This is a genomic window from Actinocorallia herbida (assembly GCF_003751225.1).
GTDB classification, from domain to species: Bacteria; Actinomycetota; Actinomycetes; order Streptosporangiales; family Streptosporangiaceae; genus Actinocorallia; species Actinocorallia herbida.
In genome coordinates, this window is record NZ_RJKE01000001.1 from 6443414 (window position 1) to 6461199 (window position 17786).

The window sequence follows — 17786 nt, forward strand, 5'->3', positions numbered from 1 at the left end:
CACCGCGGTCACCGCGACCTGCGGTATCTCAGGAAGAGATGGTCTCCATCCTGCCTTACCGCCGCGAGCGTCATCCCCTCGTCGAGCGCCGGGCCCCGCACGACCCGCGGCGCGGCCCCGCCGACGAGGCGCGGCGAGAGGGTCAGGCACAGCTCGTCGAGCAGGCCCGCGGCGGCGATCCCGCCGAGGATCGTCGGGCCTCCCTCACAGAGCAGTCTGGTCAACCCGAGGCCGTGCAGCGCGGTGACGGCGGCGGCGAAGTCCACCGATCCCTCCCCCGCGACGATCACCTCGGCGTGCTCGCGCGCCTCGGCGAGCCGGGGCGCGTCGGCCACGGTGACCAGGATCGTCCGGCCCTCGAACAGGGGCGAGGCGAAGTCGAGATCGAGCGAGCGCGACACGACCGCGATCGGCACCGGCGCGCGCCCGTACCCCTCGGCCCGGACGGTCTGGGCGCCGACCACGATCGCGTCGGCGAACCCGCGCAGAGCCTGGAACAGCAGCCTGTCCGTCTCATTGCCGAGACCGCCCGACAGGCCCTCGCGCGTCGCCGCGCCGTCGGCGCTGGCGATCATGTTGGCGCGCAGCCAGGGCCCGTCGGGGTGGGCGTAGTCGGCGAGCAGGTCGGCCGGAAGATCGCTCATTCCGCCAGGGTCTCAGACCGTGCCGATGTGCCTGTCGACGAGGTCGGCGATCTCCGCCGGACGGCTCACCGGCGCCCAGTGGCCCGCCTTGAGGGGCACCCGGGTGATCCGCGACGCGAAGGGCAGCGCCGAGGCGGCGAGCGCGGGCGTCACGAAGGCGTCGTGCTCGGGGATGACCAGTTGCACCGGTACGTCCGTACGCCGCTCCTGGGGGTGCCGCATCCTGGGCAGGATGTTCGCCCGGTAGAGCTGCACGCCGTACTCGCCGTCGAGGGCGATCGTCGGGCCGAAATGCGGGGTGCGCATCCCCTCGGCGCGTGCGACGACCTTGGCGGCGAAGCCGGTCCGCCAGCCCAGGACGGGCAGCACCGGCAGATGGAAGAACGCGATGTACCAGGAGCGCAGCGCCTGCCGCAGGCCCTTGGCGGTCCCCGCGAACGCCCTGTTCCAGCGGCCCGCGTGATCGAGGCACGGCCCGGAGATCGAGGTGTAGGACGCGAACAGCTCAGGCATGGTCGTCACCGCCTCCCAGCCCTGGATCGACCCCCAGTCGTGGCCGACGAGGTGCACGGGGCCGTCCTGGCCGACCTCCTCGACCACGGCCCGCAGGTCGTTCATCAGGTGGGCGAACCGGTAGGCCTCGCGCCCCTTCGGCCGGCTCGACGCGCCCGCGCCGCGCACGTCGTAGGTGACGACCCGGTACCGGTCGGCGAGGCGGGCGGCGACCCCGTCCCAGACGGCGTGCGTGTCGGGATAGCCGTGCACGAGGAGGACCGTCGGGCCCTCGGGGTTCCCCTGGACCTGGACCGCCAGATCGACGCCGTCACCCTTGACGATTTTGTTGGACATATTGCCAATTAGAGGGCCGCACACCCGGTGGGTCAAGTCGGTGACACCGAACCTCGCCGGTACACTGAAAGAGATTTACGTGACCATGACGAAAGAGGCACAACACATGTCCGCTGGTGGTTCGCACGCTGGAGAGGCCAAGTCCTGGGTCGTCGTGGCCGTGGCCCTCGTCGGCTCCATCATCGCCGGGTTCGGCCTGCCGCTCGGCAACTGGGTCATGTTCGGCGCCGGTTTCGCCGTCATGGCCGTCGCCGCCGTGCTCGGAGTCGTCTTCCGGATCATGGCCGACGTCGTCGTCGCCGTCCCGCCGAAGCTCTGACGAAGCCATGTTCCACCGTCGTTCCCTCGACGAGGAGATCGCGTACCGGCAGGCCAAACGGCCACCGCTGACCGAGGGCAAGCACTTCGAGCACGGGCCTGCGAAGTTCGTCTTCGTCGCCCTGATCTCGATCACCCTGGCGGCGCATCTCGTCGCCCTGGTGCTGCTGAAGTTCACCTGATCTCCTTGAAGGGGAACGTGGCGCTCGTCACGACCGTGCTCGCTCTCGCGGGCACGGTCTTCGCCGTTCCCGCCGCCGCGGCAGCCCCGTGCACGACGGGCACCTGGCGCCTCACCAAGGCCGACCTGACCGTCCGGCAGTCCACCACGCGCCTGCGGATCGTGGGAGGCAAGGGCGCGACCCTCACTCTCGGGGGCGGCAGGGCGGTCCATCGCTACGCGGGCTCCGCCCGGCTCACCGAGACCGGCACCTCCGGCGGCGCCGCGGTCACCGGCTGGCTGCGCTACCGCGGCACCCTGCGGATGAAGGCCAAGATCACCGGCTCCCGCCTGGTCGGCACCATCTCCTCCGCCTCCGGGAACGCCACCCTCAAGCTCCGCCAGACCGCCCCCCTCTCACTCGACCCCGCCCCCCGCAACCTCGCCGCCCTCCTCAAAGCCGGCGAGTTCACCGGCGTCCCTGACAACGCCAAGATCACCTGCTCCACCACCTCCCTCAAGCTCCACCAGACCGACACCACCTCCTCCGGCACCCTCAAGGCCACCTGGACCTACCGTCGCGCCTGACCCGGCACCGCGCACCGCCCGCGCAGCCCGGCCGCGAGCCTCCGAGCAGCACCGCTGCCCAGCGCCCGACCGACCACTCGGTCCCCTCCCGTACGGCCCCTCCCCTCCGCCCGCGCACGGCGCCACTCGCGCGATCCCGCCCTCAGGCGACCGCACTTCAGGTCCCGCCCCCACCGGAGCCGGCGCCCAGCCGCACTCGGCACCGGCACACGTAGCACCCGCCTGACTCCGATACCCGGCGGACACGGCACCCGCTATCGCGCGCGACACCCGCCCGACGCGACACCCACCCCGACGCGGCGCTCGCAGGGCGCGGCATTCGCCACCGGCCGCATCCCCGCGCGGGATCCGCCGGTGGAGGGGCCCGTCCGCCGGGGGAGGCCGATCGTCTGGTGGGGAGTTCGCCCGGGATCGCCGGCGGGTTCCGGACCGAGGCGTGCGGAGTCTCAGAGGAATGGAGTGTTCCTTGTGCGGGGAGCTGGTTCAGGGTGGGACGGGCGCGGTGTTCGAGGCCGGGCGGCGCCGGGTGACGGACGGCGGAGGAGGAGTTCGGCGATGAGGAGGTTCGGGACCCAGGACAGGAAGGGAACGAGGGCATAGGCCCGCTCGAAGAGATCCTCCTCGGGCACTCCTGTCCGGGCGAGGACCGGCATGAGCACGAGCACCCACAGGCGCAGGGTGACGCCCGCGTAGGTCAGGGCGAACAGGCGGGTCGCCCATCTGCGGTGCGCCGCCACGTTTCCCCGGCGGATCGTGCGGTAGGCCGCGAGCGCGCAGAGCATCCACAGCAGAGCCAGCGAGCCGAATCCGGCGGTGCCCATCGGACCGGCGAAGGAGAACGGTGCGAGGAGCAGGCCCGCGGCGCCGCCGACGGCGATCGCGGTGAGCACGATCCGGCCCGTCGCCCGGTGAAGGCGGGGCGCGCGCTCGCGCAGGCGCGCGGCGAACTGGAGTGGGCCGAGCAGCAGCGCCACCCCTCCGCCGACCGCGTGGACGAGGAGCGCGGCGCGCACCCAGGCGGGCTGCGCCGCATAGTGCGCGGCGAGGCCCACATCGTCGCGCGCGAGAGTTTCCAGCGACGCGGTGAGATACGGCAGGGGCGCGTACACCGCGATCGCCGCCGCGGTCAGTGCGAACCACCACCAACCGGTGGTGCGTGCCCGCGTCGCGGGCGGATGTGCTGTCGTCATGCCGGCACGGTAGAAAATCCGTCGGCGCCCGCGCCTCCCTCACGTGAGTGATGCGGGGGCACGATCTCCGGTGCAGGATGCCGCTATGCGCATCCCCATCGCGGCCGGGCTCGGTGTCGCGACGCTCGCGGTCGTCGCGGGCATCCTCGCCCCGGCCGAACCGCCGTACCGTGAACCCGATCCCCTGGGCTGGGTCCTGTTCGCGATCTCGATGCTCGCCCTCGTGGCGCTGCGGGCCTCTCCGCTGGGCGCGTTCGCCGCGACCTGCTCGGTCCTCGTCGCGAACGCCGCGGCGGGGTTTCCGGCCACGTTCGTGCACTGGCCGCTGTGGATCGCGCTGTGCGCCTGCTTCTCGCGGTACGGCGACCCACGGCGGCGGGCCGCCGCGGTCGGCGTGTTCCTGGCGGGGCTGGCCGGGTTCCTCGCCTTCGACAGGGAGCCGAGTGAGACGCTCTCGGGCATCGCGGTCGGATTCCTCATCGCCACGGTCGGCGGCGACGCGCTGCGCAGCCGCCGCGCGTACGCCGAAGAGGCCGAGGCCAGACTGCTGCTGGAGGAGCGCTCCCGGCTCGCCCGGGAGCTGCACGACGCGCTCGGCCACGCCGTCACGGTGATGGTGATGCAGGCGTCGGTCGGCCGCAAGGTGTTCGCGAGCAACCCCGAGTTCGGCCGGGAGGCGCTGCGGCACATCGAGACCCTCGGCCGCGGCGCGCTGGAGGAACTCGACCAGGTGCTGCGCGCGCTCGACGGCGCGCCATCCGGCCCACCGGATCTCGCGGCGCTGGCCGAGCGGGTGCGAGCCGCCGGGCGGGATCTGGATCTCGAGGTCGACCTCGGCGACGCGGTGCTCGGCGCGGAGACCGCCCGCGCTCTTCACCGGATCGTCCAGGAGGCGGTGACGAACGCGCTGCGGCACTCGGCGTCCGGCCGCATCCGGATCGGGCTCGCCCGCGACGGCGGCCGGGTGCGGCTCGACGTCGTGAACGAGGGCACCGGATTCGCCGACCCCGAGCCCGGCCGCGGCATGGCCGGGATGCGGCGGCGGGCGACCGAGGCGGGCGGGGAGTTCCACGCGGGCGCCACCTCCGAGGGCTTCGCCGTCCGCGTCGTCCTGCCGGAGGCGGCATGATCCGCGTCTTCCTCGCCGATGACGATCCGCTCGTCCGCGCCACCCTCCGGGCGCTGCTCTCGGCCGAACCCGACATGACCGTCGTCGGCGAGGCGGCGAGTGCCTACCGCGCGGTCGAAGGCGTGCGGGCGACCCGCCCCGACGTGGTGCTCATGGACGTGCGGATGCCGGGCCCCGACGGGGTGCAGGCGACCCGAGAGATCCTCGCCCAGCCCTCACCGCACCCGCGCATCCTGGTCCTCACCACCTTCGACCTCGACGAGATCGTGGACGGGGCGATCGCCGCCGGAGCCGACGGGTTCCTGCTCAAGCGCGCCACCCCCGAGGAGATCGTCGCGGCGGTGCGCTCGGTGGCCCGCGGCGACGCCGTCCTGTCGCCCCAGGTCACCCGCCGCCTGCTGCGCGATCTCGCCGCCCGGCCCAAACCCGACCCTCTACCGGTCCCCCTCACCGAGCGGGAATCGGCCGTCCTCCGCGAACTCGCCCGCGGCCTGTCCAACCCCGAGATCGCCGACGCCCTGGGCGTCTCCCTGGAGACGGTGAAGACCCACGTCAAAGCGGTCCTGCTCAAGATCGGCGCCCGAGACCGCACCCAAGCCGCCGCCTGGGCCTACCGCACAGGCTTCCCCGGCCTCCCCTGAGGCGTCGGGAGCTGGGCCGGCACGGCGAGACCGCCCACCGCCAGAACGCCTTCCCGACCTCCCTGAAGGGATCGGAGGCCGGCCAAGACGGCGGAGCCGCCCACCGCCAGAACGCTTCCCCGGGCCATCCGAAGCCGGGCCAGAACGGTGAGACCGCCCTACACCAGCGCGGCTCCCGGCCTCCCTTGAGAGGCCGGGAGGGGGAGCAGCGACCAGCGCTGCCGGCAGGCCCGCGATTTCGCCCGCCCGCCCCGGGGGCGGTAGCGGGCCAGACCGGCCGGGCACCCACCGGTAGGACGCTTCCCAGCCTCCTTGCGGGGTTGGAGGCCCGCGGCGGCTCGTTCGGGAGCCGTGGTGGCCGGGTGGTCGCTCAGGAGGGGGTCAGAGGCCCGCGAGGGTGAGGGCGGTCAGGAGGGTGTCCACCACGGGGGCGCCGGTGGATTCCAGCTCGGTGCGGCGCTGCATGCCGCCGGTGTAGAGGACGGCCTGGGCGCCGATGTGGGCCGCGGCGAGTGCGTCGTCTGCGGCGTCGCCGATGACGGTGAGGTCGGCGGGGGCGATGCCGAGGGCCGCGGCATGGCGAACCAGGTGCTCGGCCTTGCCGCCGCCCGGCGCGCCGACGAGCCCGTCGACGCGGGTGAAGTAGCGGGTGATCCCGAAGCCCTCGACGAGCCCCGTGAGCTGGTCGTGCCTGGCCATCGACAGGATCGACTGGCTGCGCCCGGCGCCCGTGACGTGGTCGAGGGCCGTGAGGGCGTCGGCGGTCAGCGGCGCGGCCGGCAGGAGCTGCTCGTAGCTGACGTGGAAGGCCTCGTCCATCCGCTCCCACTCGCCCTCGCGGAGGGGGCGGCCGAGCAGTTTCTCGTAGGCGACCCAGATCGGCCGGGTGTAGGCCGCGCGGATCTCATGGCCGCTGATCCCCTCGGCCTCCGTCCCCAGGAACGCCGCGGCGCTCGCGCCGAGGACGATGTCCAGGTCGTCGAAGAGGGTTCCGTTCCAGTCCCACACAATGTGACGCACCGCTGCATTCTAGGCACCGCGGAAAGGTGCCCACCTCACCTTGTCCACCTGCGGAAACGCCGACGGGCGGCGCCCCGTACAGGGGTCGCCGCCCGTCCGGCGCGCGGAGCCGTGGGTCAGGCGTTCTTGATCGCCGAGACCTCGAACTCCAGGTTGATCTTCTCGCTGACCAGCACGCCGCCGGTCTCCAGCGCGGCGTTGAAGTTCACGCCGTAGTCGCTGCGGTTGATGGTGGTCGAACCCTCGAAGCCGATCCGGGAGTTGCCGAACGGGTCCTTGGCCGCGCCGTGGTACTCGAAGTCCACGGTGACCGACTTGGTGACGTCCTTGATCGTCAGGTCGCCGGTGACGCGGAAGACGTCGTCCTTCACCTGCTCCACAGAGGTGGACTTGAAGGTGATCTCCGGGAACTTCTCGACCTCGAGGAAGTCGTTGGTGCGCAGGTGGCCGTCACGCTGCTCGTTGCGGGTGTCGATGCTGCCGGTGGCGATCGCCAGCTCGACGGACGAGACGGACGGGTCCGAGCCGTTCACCTGGGCGGTGCCGGTGAACTCGTTGAAGGCGCCCCGGACCTTGGTGACCATGGCGTGCCGGGCGGAGAAACCGATCCGGGTGTGGGCCGGGTCGAGGGTGTAGGTACCGGTGAGCTCGGAGAGGTCGGACATCTTTGGCTCCTCTTGTCTTCGTTCGGACTCGGAAGAAGTTGAACTTTCAACTCTTAGAATACGCATCTTTGGTGACATGTCAAGTAAACTCGAGACCATGACTCGATGGCTCTCCGACCAGGAACAACGCGCCTGGCGCGGTCTCATGGACCTGCACGCCGAACTCTGGTCCGCCGTCGCCCGCGATCTCCAGGCCAACTCCGGGCTCTCCCAAGGCGACTACGCCATCCTGGCGTGCCTGAGCGAGGCGCCCGGCCGCCGCCAGCGGGTGACCGAGCTGGCCCAGACGATCCGATGGGAGCGCAGCAGGCTCTCCCACCAGCTCTCGAGGATGGAGAAGCGCGGGCTCGTCGTGCGCACCGAATGCCCGGAGGACGCCCGCGGCGCCTTCGCCGAGATCACCCCGGACGGACTGACGGTGATCACCGCCGCCGCGCCCGAGCACGTCGCGAGTGTCCGGCGGCACCTGTTCGACGCGCTCACCCCTGAGCAGGTCGAGGCCCTGGCCGAAATCTCCGCGGCCGTCCTGGACGGGCTGCGTCAGTCCTCCTCGGCCGGGATGAACGGCAGCACCTGAGTCTCCACCGACCCCTGCCGCCTGACCCCGTGCTCCAGCGCCGCCAGGGCGTGCCGCATGGCGCCGTTCTCCCGCAGGAGCTGGTCATTGTCGGCGCGCAGCGAAGCCACGGTCCGACGGGTGCGCCACAGCGCCACGAGGGCGCCGACGAGGATTCCCACGGCCAGGGCGCCCAGCGCGGGCAGCCACAGGGCGCCCACCCCGGCGACGAGGAGCAGAAGGACCGCGCCCAGCACCTTCCCCCTGCGCTCCGCCCAGTCCCACGCCTTGTCCACACTCTTGGGAATCCGCACCCGCACCTGGCCTCCAGTCTCCTTGCCGACTCAGGAAAAACGGCGGAGGCGATCCGGGGTGTTCCCATCCGGCACGGCTGACGGGAATCTCACATTTTGATCGACGGGCACCGTCCCCCCACGTCGGCATGCCCCACGGGTGAGTCTATCCAGAATGATCTTGAAAAGTACTACGATCATCCGATGAGCACTCCGCACCGCCCGAGCGCCCGCGTCCTCCTGGTCGACGAGCAGGACCGGCTGCTGCTCTTCCTGGACGGACTGAAGGAGAAGTTCTGGCTCACCCCCGGCGGCGGGATCGACCCGGGCGAGACCGTCGAGGAGGCCGCGCTGCGGGAACTGCGCGAGGAGACCGGCCTCATCGTCGCGCCGGACTCCCTCGGCGCGGTCGTCGCGACCACGTCGGGCTACTACCTCGCCGACTGGGACGGGGTCATCCGCTCGGCCACCGACACCTACTTCTTCGTGCGGACCGCCCATTTCACCCCCGACACGAGCGGGTTCACCGACTACGAGCGCGAGACCGTCCAGGAGCACCGCTGGTGGACTCCCGCCGAGATCGCCGACGCGCCGCCGTCCGTCGTGCCCTGGGGGCTCGCGGGGCTGCTCCCCGGCCTCCTCGCAGGCCGGATGCCCGCCGCTCCCGTCGCGCTGCCGTGGCACCACCCCGGCGTCACCCCGTGAAATAACGCGCGGCCCGCGGGAGTTGGCGGAGACATGAGTTCCGAGGACCGCTACGCCGACTCCGCGACCATCCGCCGGCTGCTGTGGGAGTCCGAGACCTGGGCGTTCGTCGGACTGAGCGACGACCCCCACCGGACGGTCTACGACCAGGCCAGGCGGCTCCAGGAGCGCGGGAAGCGGATCTTCCCCGTGCACCCGACGGCCGAGAAGGTCCTCGGCGAGGAGGTCCACCGCTCCCTCGCCGACGTGCCCGAGCCCATCGACGTCGTCGGCGTCTACCGGCGCGCGGCCGCCGCGGGCGCGGTCGTCGACGAGGCGATCCTGGTCGGTGCCAAGGCGGTGTGGCTGCCCCTGGACGTCATCGACGAGGCGGCCGCGGAACGCGCCTACGCCGCGGGCCTCGACGTCGTGATGGACCGGTGCCCGGCCATCGAATGGCGCGCCCATGGCCGCCCGGCGTAGCGGCGGGCGTCAGCTCCCGGTCCGCAGCTTCTGCTCGGTCTGGGCGAGCAGCCTCTGGGTGCCGAGCGCGGCGGCCCCCAGAGCCAGCGCGCCGAGGCCCCATCCCCACTCCCCGTCCGACAGCGCACCGACGACGATGAGGCCGAGCAGGCCCAGGAACAGCCGCAGCGCATACGCGGCCCGCAGCGCCCCGTGGGCCTCGCACCGGTAGGTCCGCAGCGCCGACGTGCCCATCGCGACCGCGAGAATCCCCGGGATCGCCGCCCCGATGAGGATCACCCCGCGCAGCATCCCGTCGTCGATGAGCACCGCCTGGACGACCATCACGAACGCGAGGGCAGCCCCCGCCGCCGCCCACACCCCTGCCACGAGCCCCGCCGTGCGCGCCGCCTCGGCCACCCGCGGATCCCCCGCGTACGGCGACCGCCCCTCGGCTCCAGCCCCTTGCTCCATGCCGTTCAGCTCCTCCTGGTCACCTGCGCGGTGGGAGCACCTGCCGAACCGAGCGCGTCCCGTCCCCGACCCGGCACCGGCTCCCGCGTGAACCTTCGTCCGACGACCTGCGCCGCAAGACCGGGCTAGCATATAGACATAACTGTCTATATGTGGAGGCCCAGCACGGGACGGAGCGGGGAATCAAAACCGTCACGATCTTGATCGCGCCGACCGGAACCCACCGCGATGCGGTCTGATACGACGCTTTGACCGAAGGAGCGGAGATCGTCGCCGACCGGTATCGGTCGTGGCCCTTCTGCGGCAGGGCGGGACGGGCGCCGCATGGCGTGCGCACGACGGGGCAACCCGCCGCACGCGGGCAGGAGGCACGGGCTCGTGGAAGACCTCGTCACCCACCCGAACGCAGGCGCACCACCACGCAGAACCCGGGCACCGTTACAGGACGCGACTCGGTACCTCCGCCCCCGGAGGAACCACACGAAGGCCGGGGCCACCCGCGTGGGGCCGGGGTCGCCCACACCGGGGAGCCGGGTCAGGAAGGAGCGCCCACACCGGGGAGCCGGGTCAGGAGGGGTCGTCGGTGTGGGTGGGGTTGAGGGCCAGCCAGCCGTGGAGGACCATGTGGAGCTCCAGGCGCTGGGCGGGGTGGTAGATCTCGTCGCCCAGGAGGCCTTCCAGCTGGCGGACGCGGTAGCGGATGGTCTGGGCGTGCATGTGGAGGCGCTGGGCGACCTCTGTGGCGTTGAAGCCGGACTCCAGGCAGGCCAGGAGGGTCTCGGCGAGCACGCGGCGCTGCCTGGGGCGCAGTTCCAGCAGGGGGCCGAGTCTGCGTTCGGCGACCCGCTCGACGAGGTCGGCGTGCGGCACGATGAAAAGGGTCGGCAGGTGCTCTTCGGCGATGACCAGGTCGTCGTCGGGCAGGTGGCCGCGCCGGGCGAGGTCGAGCGCCCGGTTCGCCCATTCCTGGGAGCGGGCCGCCTCAGCCAGCGGCACCGACGGGCCGAGCGCGGCGAACCAGCCGCGCAGGCCGTGCTCCAGCATCCGGCGGCGGCCGGGGCCGCCGGGGTCGGGCACGAGGAGGCACGGCTCGGCCAGGTGCAGCCCGACGAGCACCTCCGACGGGAGCGCGGGCCGGCGCGCCGGTTCGGCGTCCCGTTCGTGCACCGCGACGACCGCGACGGTCTGCGGGAGGGTCCAGCCCGTCTTGGCGGCGAGTTCCCTGACCTCCTTGAAGGCCCGCTCGCCCCCGTCCAGGAGGAGCTCCAGCATCCTGCGGCGGCGCCCCTGGAACTCACCGACCTCGCGCGCGCCCGCCTCGGCGTGCCCGGCGGCGACGGCTTCGGCGAGGATGTCGATGTAGACGAGGACCGAGTTGGTGAGCTGGCCGACGACCGCCCCGGGCAGGTCCTCGCCGCGCTCGGTGTTGCGCCGCGTGATGTAGTCGATGGTCGCGCGGGTGCCGATCCTGGCCGCGCTCTGCCAGGACTCCATGCTGCGCGCCTCGCGGGCTTCGCCGACCCCGAGGGCACGGAAGAAGGAGATGGTCTCGCCGGAGTCCAGGTCGGGGTCGATGAGCATGTCGAACCAGTGCCGGATCGCGTACTCGACGGCGGTGCGCACGACGCCCGAGTACCGCGGGTCGTGCGGCCGCACGTAGTCGGGGATCGACTTCTCGATCTCGGCGACGCCCTCGTCGGCGATCGTGTCCAGCTCGGGCCGATAGGTGTCGGCGAGGCGGGTGAACGTCTCCTTGTAGGCCCCGTAGTCCAAGACCCCCTGGAGCAGCCCCACGCGTCACGTCTCCTCTCGGGACCGGGAAAGAGCAAAGTTACTCCGCGTTGCGCTCAGGTTTCAACCGGCGTACGGGGAAATGTCGGGCTGACCGGAGGCAGGGAAGGGACCGCTGGAACGATCCGGTCGGGAAAACAAGTGTGAACAGGGTGGCCGGTGGTGAGGACGTCAGCAAGGGTGGAGGCGGTCGCGTCGCGGAAGGGGTGACCGCCTCCCGCCCCTTACCTCCCTGTAACAAACGGCCGGTAAATGCAACGGAACCGAGATTCGAACGGTTCTTCTCGACCAGGGTCGCCGGGCATAAGATCACGGTAAGCGGTCAGCAGCAGGTCATCGGCCTGAACCCACCCTCTCGCCACACCGCCCCCCCTTTTGGCGTGCCTTGACGAGAGGTGTTCCTTCTGTGCCGATCCTGAGTGTCGTCGTGCCCTTTCACAATGTGGCCGAATACCTCGATTCCTGCCTTTCCTCACTCGCCGCCCAGACCGTTACGGATCTGGAAGTGATAATGGTCGACGACGGCTCCACCGACGACGGCGCGCGCATCGCCGAGTCGTGGACGGTTCGAGATGAACGTTTCCGCCTGATACGGCGCGAGCACGGCGGACCGGGCGCCGCGCGCAACACCGGGGTGGCCCGCGCGCGGGGCGCGTTCCTCGCCTTCGCCGACGGCGACGACGTCGTGCCGCCGGACGCCTACGACCTGATGCTGCGCACGCTGGAGCGCACCGGCTCCGACCTCGTCTCCGGCGGGGTCCAGCGGATCGGGACGTTCGGCACGAAGCCGTCCCACCTGCACGGCCGCGCGATCCTCGGCGAACGCCTCCGCACCCACATCACCAAGACACCGAGCCTCCTCTACGACGTCACCATGTGGAACAAGGTGATCCGCCGGAGCCTTTGGGACGAGCACACGCTCTCCTTCCCCGAGGGCGTCCTGTACGAGGACATCCAGCTCGCCGTGCGGCTGCACTGCCTGGCGCGCCGCGTCGACGTCATCACCGAGCCCATCTACCTGTGGCGCGAGCGGTCGGGCGGGAACCCGTCGATCACCCAGAAGCGGGACGCGCCGGAGAACCTGCGCGACCGGATCTCGGCCCTGCTGAACATCGACTCCTTCCTCGCCGCGCACGCGCCGCGCAGGCTGCGCCGCGCCCACCACCACAAGGCGCTCACCAACGACCTGCCCCTGTACTTCAAGGAGCTGCACAGGGTCGACGACGACTACCGCACGCTGTTCCTCGACAGGGTGAACGCCTACCTCGACCGGGTCCCGCGGCGCGCCTACCGGGCGCTGCCCTCAGGCGAGAAGCTGCGGTTCCACCTCGCCCGGCGGGGCCGGATGCCGGAACTGCTCGACCTGCTCGCCTGGCAGCGGGCCGCCAAGCCCGGCGCGCTGCCCGTCGTGCGCGAGCGCCTGCGCCTGTACGCGGACCTCCCCTTCCGTGGCGACAAGGCGATCCCCGCGCGCGTCTTCCGGCTCACCTCGGCCGAGACCCGCCCGGTGACACGCGTCGACGAGGTCTCCTGGCGCGACGGCAGGCTGCGCCTGGCCGGGCGCGCCTACGTGCCCTACCGCGACCTGGACGACCGGCGGCACACCTCCAAGTTCCTCGTGCTGCGCGCGCCCGGAAGGCTCCCGCGCGTGGTGCGGATGCGCAGCGAACTGCACGCCGAGGCCACGGCGCGCTCCGGCCAGGACCGCTATGTCTACGACTGGTCGGGATTCTCCTGCGCGGTGAACCCGGGGCGGCTGGCGGGGGACTGGCGCTGCCATGTGATCGTGCGCGGGCACGGCCTGGTGCGCTCGGCGCCGCTGACGGTGCCCGTGCGGGGGCGCCCGCAGCGTCCGCCTTACGCCGAGCTGGGCCGGGACGTGCGCATGGTGACGCGGTGGTCGGGCGACCAGCTCTGCCTGTCGGTGCAGCCGCTGCGGGTCATCGCCACGGGCTTCCGCCTCGACGGCGACGACCTCGAGCTGACGACGCGCCTTTCCGGCCCGGTGGAGTCGGCGGAACTGCTGGTGAAGCGGGGCGCGACCGCGCACGAGCTGCCCGCGGCCGTCGTGGCCGGGGTCTGCTCCGCACGAGTGCCGCTCGACCTCCTCGTGGACAGCGACAGCGCCGACGACTACGCCTCGTGGGAGACCTACCTGCGGCTCGACGGAGGCGAACCCATCCGGATCGCCGCGACCGCGCTGCTGGCGGAGGAGCGGTTCACCCACCGGCTGCGCGAGGTAGCGGTGCTGCACACCCGCGACGGCAACCTCTCGATCGCCGAGCGGACGTTCCGGCCCGTCATCGAGACCGAGGAGTGGACCTCCGAGGGGGTGCTGGTGCTGCGCGGCTCCTACCGCGGCCCCGGCCCTCTCGAGGCGGTGCTGCGCCGGCGCGGCACTGGAGACCTGCACACCTTCCCCTTCGTCCAGGACGGCGTCCGCTTCGAGGTGCGGCTGGCGCTGCGCGAGGCCGAGGCGTTCGGGCGGCGCGCCCCGCTGCTGGACGGCACGTGGGACATCACGGTGCGCGAGGGGGCCCCGCACGAGGACCGCCTCATCTACACCAAGTTCGACCACGGGCACCTGCCCAACCTCGCCGAGAAGCCCGTGGTGCTCGACGGCAAGCGGCTGCGGTTCCTGTGCTCGCAGTACGACACGCCCGTCATCGAGGTCGAGGCGGACTCGCGCCCCGACGAGCGCGGCGCCTACGCCCAGCGGCAGCTCCAGGAGCGGTACTACCCGCTGCACCGGGACCTGCGCATGCGGGACCAGCTGGTGTTCGTCAGCTGGAAGGGCAAGCAGTGCTCGGACAACCCGCGGGCCATCGCCGACGAGCTGCGCCGACGCGGAGACGACCGCGAGCACATCTGGGTCGTGCGCGACACCTCCCTCGAGGCACCGCCCGGGGCGACAGTCGTGCGGCAGTGGAGCCGGGACTACTACCGGGCGCTCGCCCGCTCCAAGTACGTCGTCGCCAACGACGACATGCCCTCCTCCTACGTCAAGCGTGACGGCCAGACCTACGTGCAGACCTGGCACGGCACCCCGCTGAAGAAGATCGGCTTCGACATCGGGCAGGTGCGGTTCGCCAGCGGCAACGCCTACCTGGAGCACCTGGAGAAGGACGTCTCCAAGTGGGACGTCATGCTCTCGCCGAACCCGTTCAGCACCCCGATCCTGCGCGAGGCGTTCCGGTTCACCGGCGAGATGCTGGAGACGGGGTACCCGCGCAACGACCTGCTGCACTCCCCCACCGCGCCGCTGGTCGCCGCGCGGGTACGGGCCCGCCTGGGCATCGGCGAGGGCAAGAAGGTGGTGCTGTACGCGCCGACGTGGCGCGACGACCAGTTCTACGGCGGCGGCCGGTACCGGTTCGACCAGCGCCTCGACCTGCTGCGGGCGCGCAAGGAGATGGGCGAGGACCACGTGTTCCTCGTGCGCGGACACCACCTCATCGCCGACGACCTGTACGACCCGTCCTATGGCGACTTCGTGATCAATGTCAGCGCCTACCCAGACATCACCGACCTGTATCTGATCAGTGACGTGCTCATCACCGACTACTCTTCGGCGATGTTCGACTTCGCGGGCACCGGGCGGCCGATGCTGTTCTTCACCTACGACCTGGAGACCTACCGCGACACGCTGCGGGGCTTCTACTTCGACTTCGAGGAGCGTGCCCCGGGGCCGCTGCTCATGACGTCGGACGAGGTGCTGGACGCCCTGGGCGACCTGGCGGGCACGACGAGCGCGCACGCCGCGGCGTACCGGCGCTTCCAGGCCGACTTCCACCCGGTCGGCGGGACCCCGGCGGCGAGCCTGGTGGCCGACCGGCTGTGCTGAGGCGCGTTCCGGGGCCGCGGGACCCGCGGCCCCGGGGCGGCGCGCCGCAGCGCGCAGGCGATCTGGAACGGCACCGAGCTGAGGTAGGCGCAGACGACGTCGAGGACGATCGGGCTGCCGAAGCCCTCCTGCCGGGTGTGCAGCCCGAGGACCAGGAGCCCGGCGTAGGCGGCTCCGGCGAACCAGCCGCAGCGCCCCCACCCCGAGCCGGAGACACACCGCCACAGGGCCGCCGCGACGGCCCACAGGTAGCAGACCGAGGGAAGGAAGACCAGGAGCGCCGTCTGCGCACCCGCCTCCCGCTGCCACAACCCCCACAGGATGGGCGCCCCGAACACGGTGTTCACCACCGCCACGGTGAGCGCCAGTACCGCCGCCGCGCCCACGAGAAGTCTCCGCACTCCTCAGAGGGAAGCCGCCACCCGACGCCCTGACCAGCCGCAACGCCGTCCCTTGACCGCAGGCGGCCCTTCTTCAACCCAGGAACTCGACGAACTCCTCCAGGGAGATGAGGCCGTCGTCGTCGGTGTCGGCCTTGCCGAAGATCGCGTCGCTCTCCTCGACGGTGATCGGCGTCCCGTTACGCTCGTACAGCCGCGCCAGCTCCACCCGCGAGATCTGCCCGTCCCCGTTGGTGTCCACCACGGGGAACAGCTCGCGTGCCTGTGCCTCTGTCATGACGTTCTTCCCTTCCATCGCACACCCCCGATGCCACGCCCCGCCCTGTCCGCGGGGCCCGTTTTCCGATCCTGCGCAGACCTTAGCGCTCCCCACGCCACCCCGCGTTTCCCGCTTGTGGATAACTTCCGCGGGCGGCCCCGGCTCGTCCCCGACAGCGCGCGCTGGCACCATCGGACGGGTGCGGGACAGAGAGGCGGAGGCGCCGAGGTTCGCGATCCGGGAGGGGTACGCGCTCTATCGCGGCCTCGTGACGGACGGTTCGTCCCACGCGCACGCGGCGTTCCAGATCGCGATCGCCGTGCGGGGCGAGGTGGCGATGGTGGACTCGGCCGGGAGCCGTCATCGGGCCGAGGCGCTGGTCGTGCCGCCGATGGTGCGGCACCGGATCCTCGCGTCACCCGATCTGCTGATCTTCTTCGTCGAACCGCACTGCGCGTTCGCCGATGGACTGCGCGAACGCTACGGTCCCGGCGTCACCGCGGCACCGGAGCTGCACGGCCTCACCGAGGACGGGATCGGCGGCACTCACCCGTCCCGCGAACTCGACGGGCGCCTGCTGGAGGCCATGGACGCGCTGGCCGGCGGGGCGATCGCGATGCCCGAGGTCGCCGCCCTGGTCGGTCTCTCACCGCAGCGCCTGCGCGCGCTGGCGCGCGAGCAGCTCGGCATGCCGCTCGCGCGCTGGCGCATCTGGCGCCGTCTGGTCCGCGCGGCCGAGGCGCTGCGGGAGGGCCGGTCGCTCGCCGAGGCACCGATCGCCGGAGGATTCGCCGATCAGGCGCATTTCACCCGACAGATGCGCGACATGATGGGATCGACCCCGTCTTCGGTGCTGCCGATCCTGCGCCCGTCAGCCGCGCCGCGCGACGAGCACCGAGATCGACCCGGTGACCGTTGAGACGACCTCGGCCTCCCGCACGTCAAGGAACCCCGTCTCCGTGATGAGTTCCGGCAGGATTCCGTCGGCATTGGGCTGCGTGTCGGCTTTGCCGTCCGCGATCTGCACGAGGCGGAACGCGAGCCGCATCAGCCGCGTCCGCTGGAGCCCGTAGTCGGCGATCACGAGCCGCCCGCCGGGCCGTAGCACCGCGTGCATCGACGCGAGGATCCCCCGTTTCATCGCGACCGGGCACTGGTGCAGAACGAGGCTGGACACCACGGCGTCCGCCTCCCCCGCCCCCACGACCTCTTCGAGCGCGTCGCCCATCCCGACCCGCCACTCCGGCCCCGCACCGGCGCCTCCGGCCTTGCGCCGGGCGGTGTCCAGCACGTCGGCGTCCGGATCGACCCCGACGATCCGGGCCCCGGGTTCGATCCGGCTCAGCAGCAGCGAGGTCGACCCGGTCCCGCACCCCACATCGACGATCACGTCCCCGTCCCGCGGCGCCGCGTACATGGCCAGCAGCGCCCGCCAAAGCCGCTCCCGCGTCAACGCGACCACCGGATCGTAGAACCCGGCAGGCGCGAACCGCCCCGCCGCAGGTGTGAAACTCCGCTCCGTCATGCCCCCACCCTCACCCGCCCAGACCGCCCCGGTCTTGAACAAACCGCTCACTTCACGCCCCCGCTCACAAACCTCTGACGACTCCGCGAGGTCTCATATCGCGACGATCACGGGCACCCGAGACACGGGGCGCCACCGCCCGAGTACTACGCCGATCTGTTCCGGGAGTTCGTTCCGCCGTTCGCCGGACCGCCGGCGACGTTCCATCTGAGCGGTGCCGTCGGCATCGACGCCCTGGCTCTCCGCCGGTCGGCCGAGAAGACCGGAGCACGCCTCGTGGTGGTGGTTCCCGC

Annotated in this window: 20 protein-coding genes; 10 read left to right on the plus strand and 10 right to left on the minus strand. The window is 71.7% G+C overall.

Features of this window, described 5'->3' with window-relative positions; translation table 11 throughout:
• Positions 1-8: 8 nt before the first annotated feature.
• Positions 9-644, minus strand: coding sequence for a dihydrofolate reductase family protein (locus tag EDD29_RS29350; protein ID WP_123667557.1), 636 nt, complete (start codon positions 642-644; stop codon positions 9-11).
• A gap of 12 nt (positions 645-656) precedes the next feature.
• A complete protein-coding gene (locus EDD29_RS29355) occupies positions 657-1493 on the minus strand; it encodes an alpha/beta fold hydrolase (protein ID WP_123667558.1) in 837 nt (278 codons plus the stop codon).
• Positions 1494-1599: 106 nt separating this feature from the next.
• Here EDD29_RS29355 and EDD29_RS29360 point away from each other — a divergent pair, with 106 nt between their 5' ends.
• From EDD29_RS29360 to EDD29_RS29365, 3 genes are read left to right on the plus strand one after another with little or no spacing between them, the layout of a single operon-like run.
• Positions 1600-1812, plus strand: a complete 213-nt coding sequence (locus EDD29_RS29360) for an HGxxPAAW family protein (RefSeq protein WP_123667559.1) — start codon at positions 1600-1602, stop codon at positions 1810-1812.
• A 7-nt stretch (positions 1813-1819) separates the two neighbouring features.
• Complete coding sequence (locus EDD29_RS45805) at positions 1820-1993, plus strand: hypothetical protein (RefSeq protein ID WP_170201634.1); 174 nt, start codon at positions 1820-1822, stop codon at positions 1991-1993.
• 5 nt (positions 1994-1998) lie between these two features.
• Positions 1999-2559, plus strand: coding sequence for a hypothetical protein (locus EDD29_RS29365; protein WP_148086134.1), 561 nt, complete (start codon positions 1999-2001; stop codon positions 2557-2559).
• Positions 2560-3005: 446 nt separating this feature from the next.
• Here EDD29_RS29365 and EDD29_RS29370 read toward each other — a convergent pair whose 3' ends face one another.
• A complete protein-coding gene (locus tag EDD29_RS29370) occupies positions 3006-3749 on the minus strand; it encodes a DUF2306 domain-containing protein (RefSeq protein WP_123667561.1) in 744 nt (247 codons plus the stop codon).
• An 85-nt stretch (positions 3750-3834) separates the two neighbouring features.
• Here EDD29_RS29370 and EDD29_RS29375 point away from each other — a divergent pair, with 85 nt between their 5' ends.
• The gene (locus tag EDD29_RS29375) at positions 3835-4878 is read left to right on the plus strand and encodes a sensor histidine kinase (protein ID WP_123667562.1); all 1044 of its coding nucleotides are present in this window, start codon (positions 3835-3837) and stop codon (positions 4876-4878) included.
• The gene (locus tag EDD29_RS29380) at positions 4875-5519 is read left to right on the plus strand and encodes a response regulator (protein ID WP_123667563.1); all 645 of its coding nucleotides are present in this window, start codon (positions 4875-4877) and stop codon (positions 5517-5519) included. Before EDD29_RS29375 ends, EDD29_RS29380 begins: the two co-directional genes overlap by 4 nt.
• A gap of 381 nt (positions 5520-5900) precedes the next feature.
• On the opposite strand, the gene EDD29_RS29385 is transcribed toward EDD29_RS29380, so the two are convergent.
• Both EDD29_RS29385 and EDD29_RS29390 read right to left on the minus strand, forming a co-directional pair.
• Complete coding sequence (locus EDD29_RS29385) at positions 5901-6539, minus strand: HAD family hydrolase (RefSeq protein WP_123667564.1); 639 nt, start codon at positions 6537-6539, stop codon at positions 5901-5903.
• 116 nt (positions 6540-6655) lie between these two features.
• Positions 6656-7204, minus strand: coding sequence for a YceI family protein (locus EDD29_RS29390; RefSeq protein ID WP_123667565.1), 549 nt, complete (start codon positions 7202-7204; stop codon positions 6656-6658).
• 97 nt (positions 7205-7301) lie between these two features.
• Here EDD29_RS29390 and EDD29_RS29395 point away from each other — a divergent pair, with 97 nt between their 5' ends.
• Positions 7302-7781, plus strand: coding sequence for a MarR family winged helix-turn-helix transcriptional regulator (locus tag EDD29_RS29395; protein ID WP_123667566.1), 480 nt, complete (start codon positions 7302-7304; stop codon positions 7779-7781).
• Here EDD29_RS29395 and EDD29_RS29400 read toward each other — a convergent pair.
• Positions 7745-8074 carry a hypothetical protein gene (locus tag EDD29_RS29400; protein WP_148086135.1) on the minus strand — a complete coding sequence of 110 codons (330 nt, stop codon included), beginning with the start codon at positions 8072-8074 and terminating at the stop codon, positions 7745-7747. The genes EDD29_RS29395 and EDD29_RS29400 overlap by 37 nt on opposite strands.
• A gap of 183 nt (positions 8075-8257) precedes the next feature.
• On the opposite strand from EDD29_RS29400, the gene EDD29_RS29405 reads away from it, so the two are divergent.
• Both EDD29_RS29405 and EDD29_RS29410 read left to right on the plus strand, forming a co-directional pair.
• Complete coding sequence (locus EDD29_RS29405; RefSeq protein WP_123667568.1) at positions 8258-8758, plus strand: NUDIX hydrolase; 501 nt, start codon at positions 8258-8260, stop codon at positions 8756-8758.
• Positions 8759-8791: 33 nt separating this feature from the next.
• Positions 8792-9220 (plus strand): CoA-binding protein, encoded by a 429-nt coding sequence (locus EDD29_RS29410; RefSeq protein WP_123667569.1) that lies wholly within the window; start codon positions 8792-8794, stop codon positions 9218-9220.
• A 9-nt stretch (positions 9221-9229) separates the two neighbouring features.
• On the opposite strand, the gene EDD29_RS29415 is transcribed toward EDD29_RS29410, so the two are convergent.
• Both EDD29_RS29415 and EDD29_RS29420 read right to left on the minus strand, forming a co-directional pair.
• Positions 9230-9673 carry a hypothetical protein gene (locus tag EDD29_RS29415; protein WP_123667570.1) on the minus strand — a complete coding sequence of 148 codons (444 nt, stop codon included), beginning with the start codon at positions 9671-9673 and terminating at the stop codon, positions 9230-9232.
• Between the two features lie 567 nt (positions 9674-10240).
• A complete protein-coding gene (locus tag EDD29_RS29420; protein WP_123667571.1) occupies positions 10241-11467 on the minus strand; it encodes a PucR family transcriptional regulator in 1227 nt (408 codons plus the stop codon).
• A 424-nt stretch (positions 11468-11891) separates the two neighbouring features.
• Here EDD29_RS29420 and EDD29_RS29425 point away from each other — a divergent pair, with 424 nt between their 5' ends.
• Entirely contained in the window at positions 11892-15308 is a 3417-nt protein-coding gene (locus EDD29_RS29425) for a bifunctional glycosyltransferase/CDP-glycerol:glycerophosphate glycerophosphotransferase (RefSeq protein ID WP_281281038.1), read from the plus strand.
• A gap of 474 nt (positions 15309-15782) precedes the next feature.
• Here the strand turns inward: EDD29_RS29425 and EDD29_RS45810 are convergent, their stop codons facing one another.
• Positions 15783-15986, minus strand: coding sequence for an EF-hand domain-containing protein (locus EDD29_RS45810; protein ID WP_170201636.1), 204 nt, complete (start codon positions 15984-15986; stop codon positions 15783-15785).
• Positions 15987-16167: 181 nt separating this feature from the next.
• Here EDD29_RS45810 and EDD29_RS29435 point away from each other — a divergent pair, with 181 nt between their 5' ends.
• Positions 16168-16887: a helix-turn-helix domain-containing protein gene (locus EDD29_RS29435; RefSeq protein WP_246053069.1), complete on the plus strand. Its 720-nt coding sequence runs from the start codon at positions 16168-16170 to the stop codon at positions 16885-16887.
• Here EDD29_RS29435 and EDD29_RS29440 read toward each other — a convergent pair.
• Positions 16840-17493, minus strand: a complete 654-nt coding sequence (locus EDD29_RS29440) for a class I SAM-dependent methyltransferase (RefSeq protein ID WP_123670749.1) — start codon at positions 17491-17493, stop codon at positions 16840-16842. The genes EDD29_RS29435 and EDD29_RS29440 overlap by 48 nt on opposite strands.
• Positions 17494-17786 lie beyond the last annotated feature (293 nt).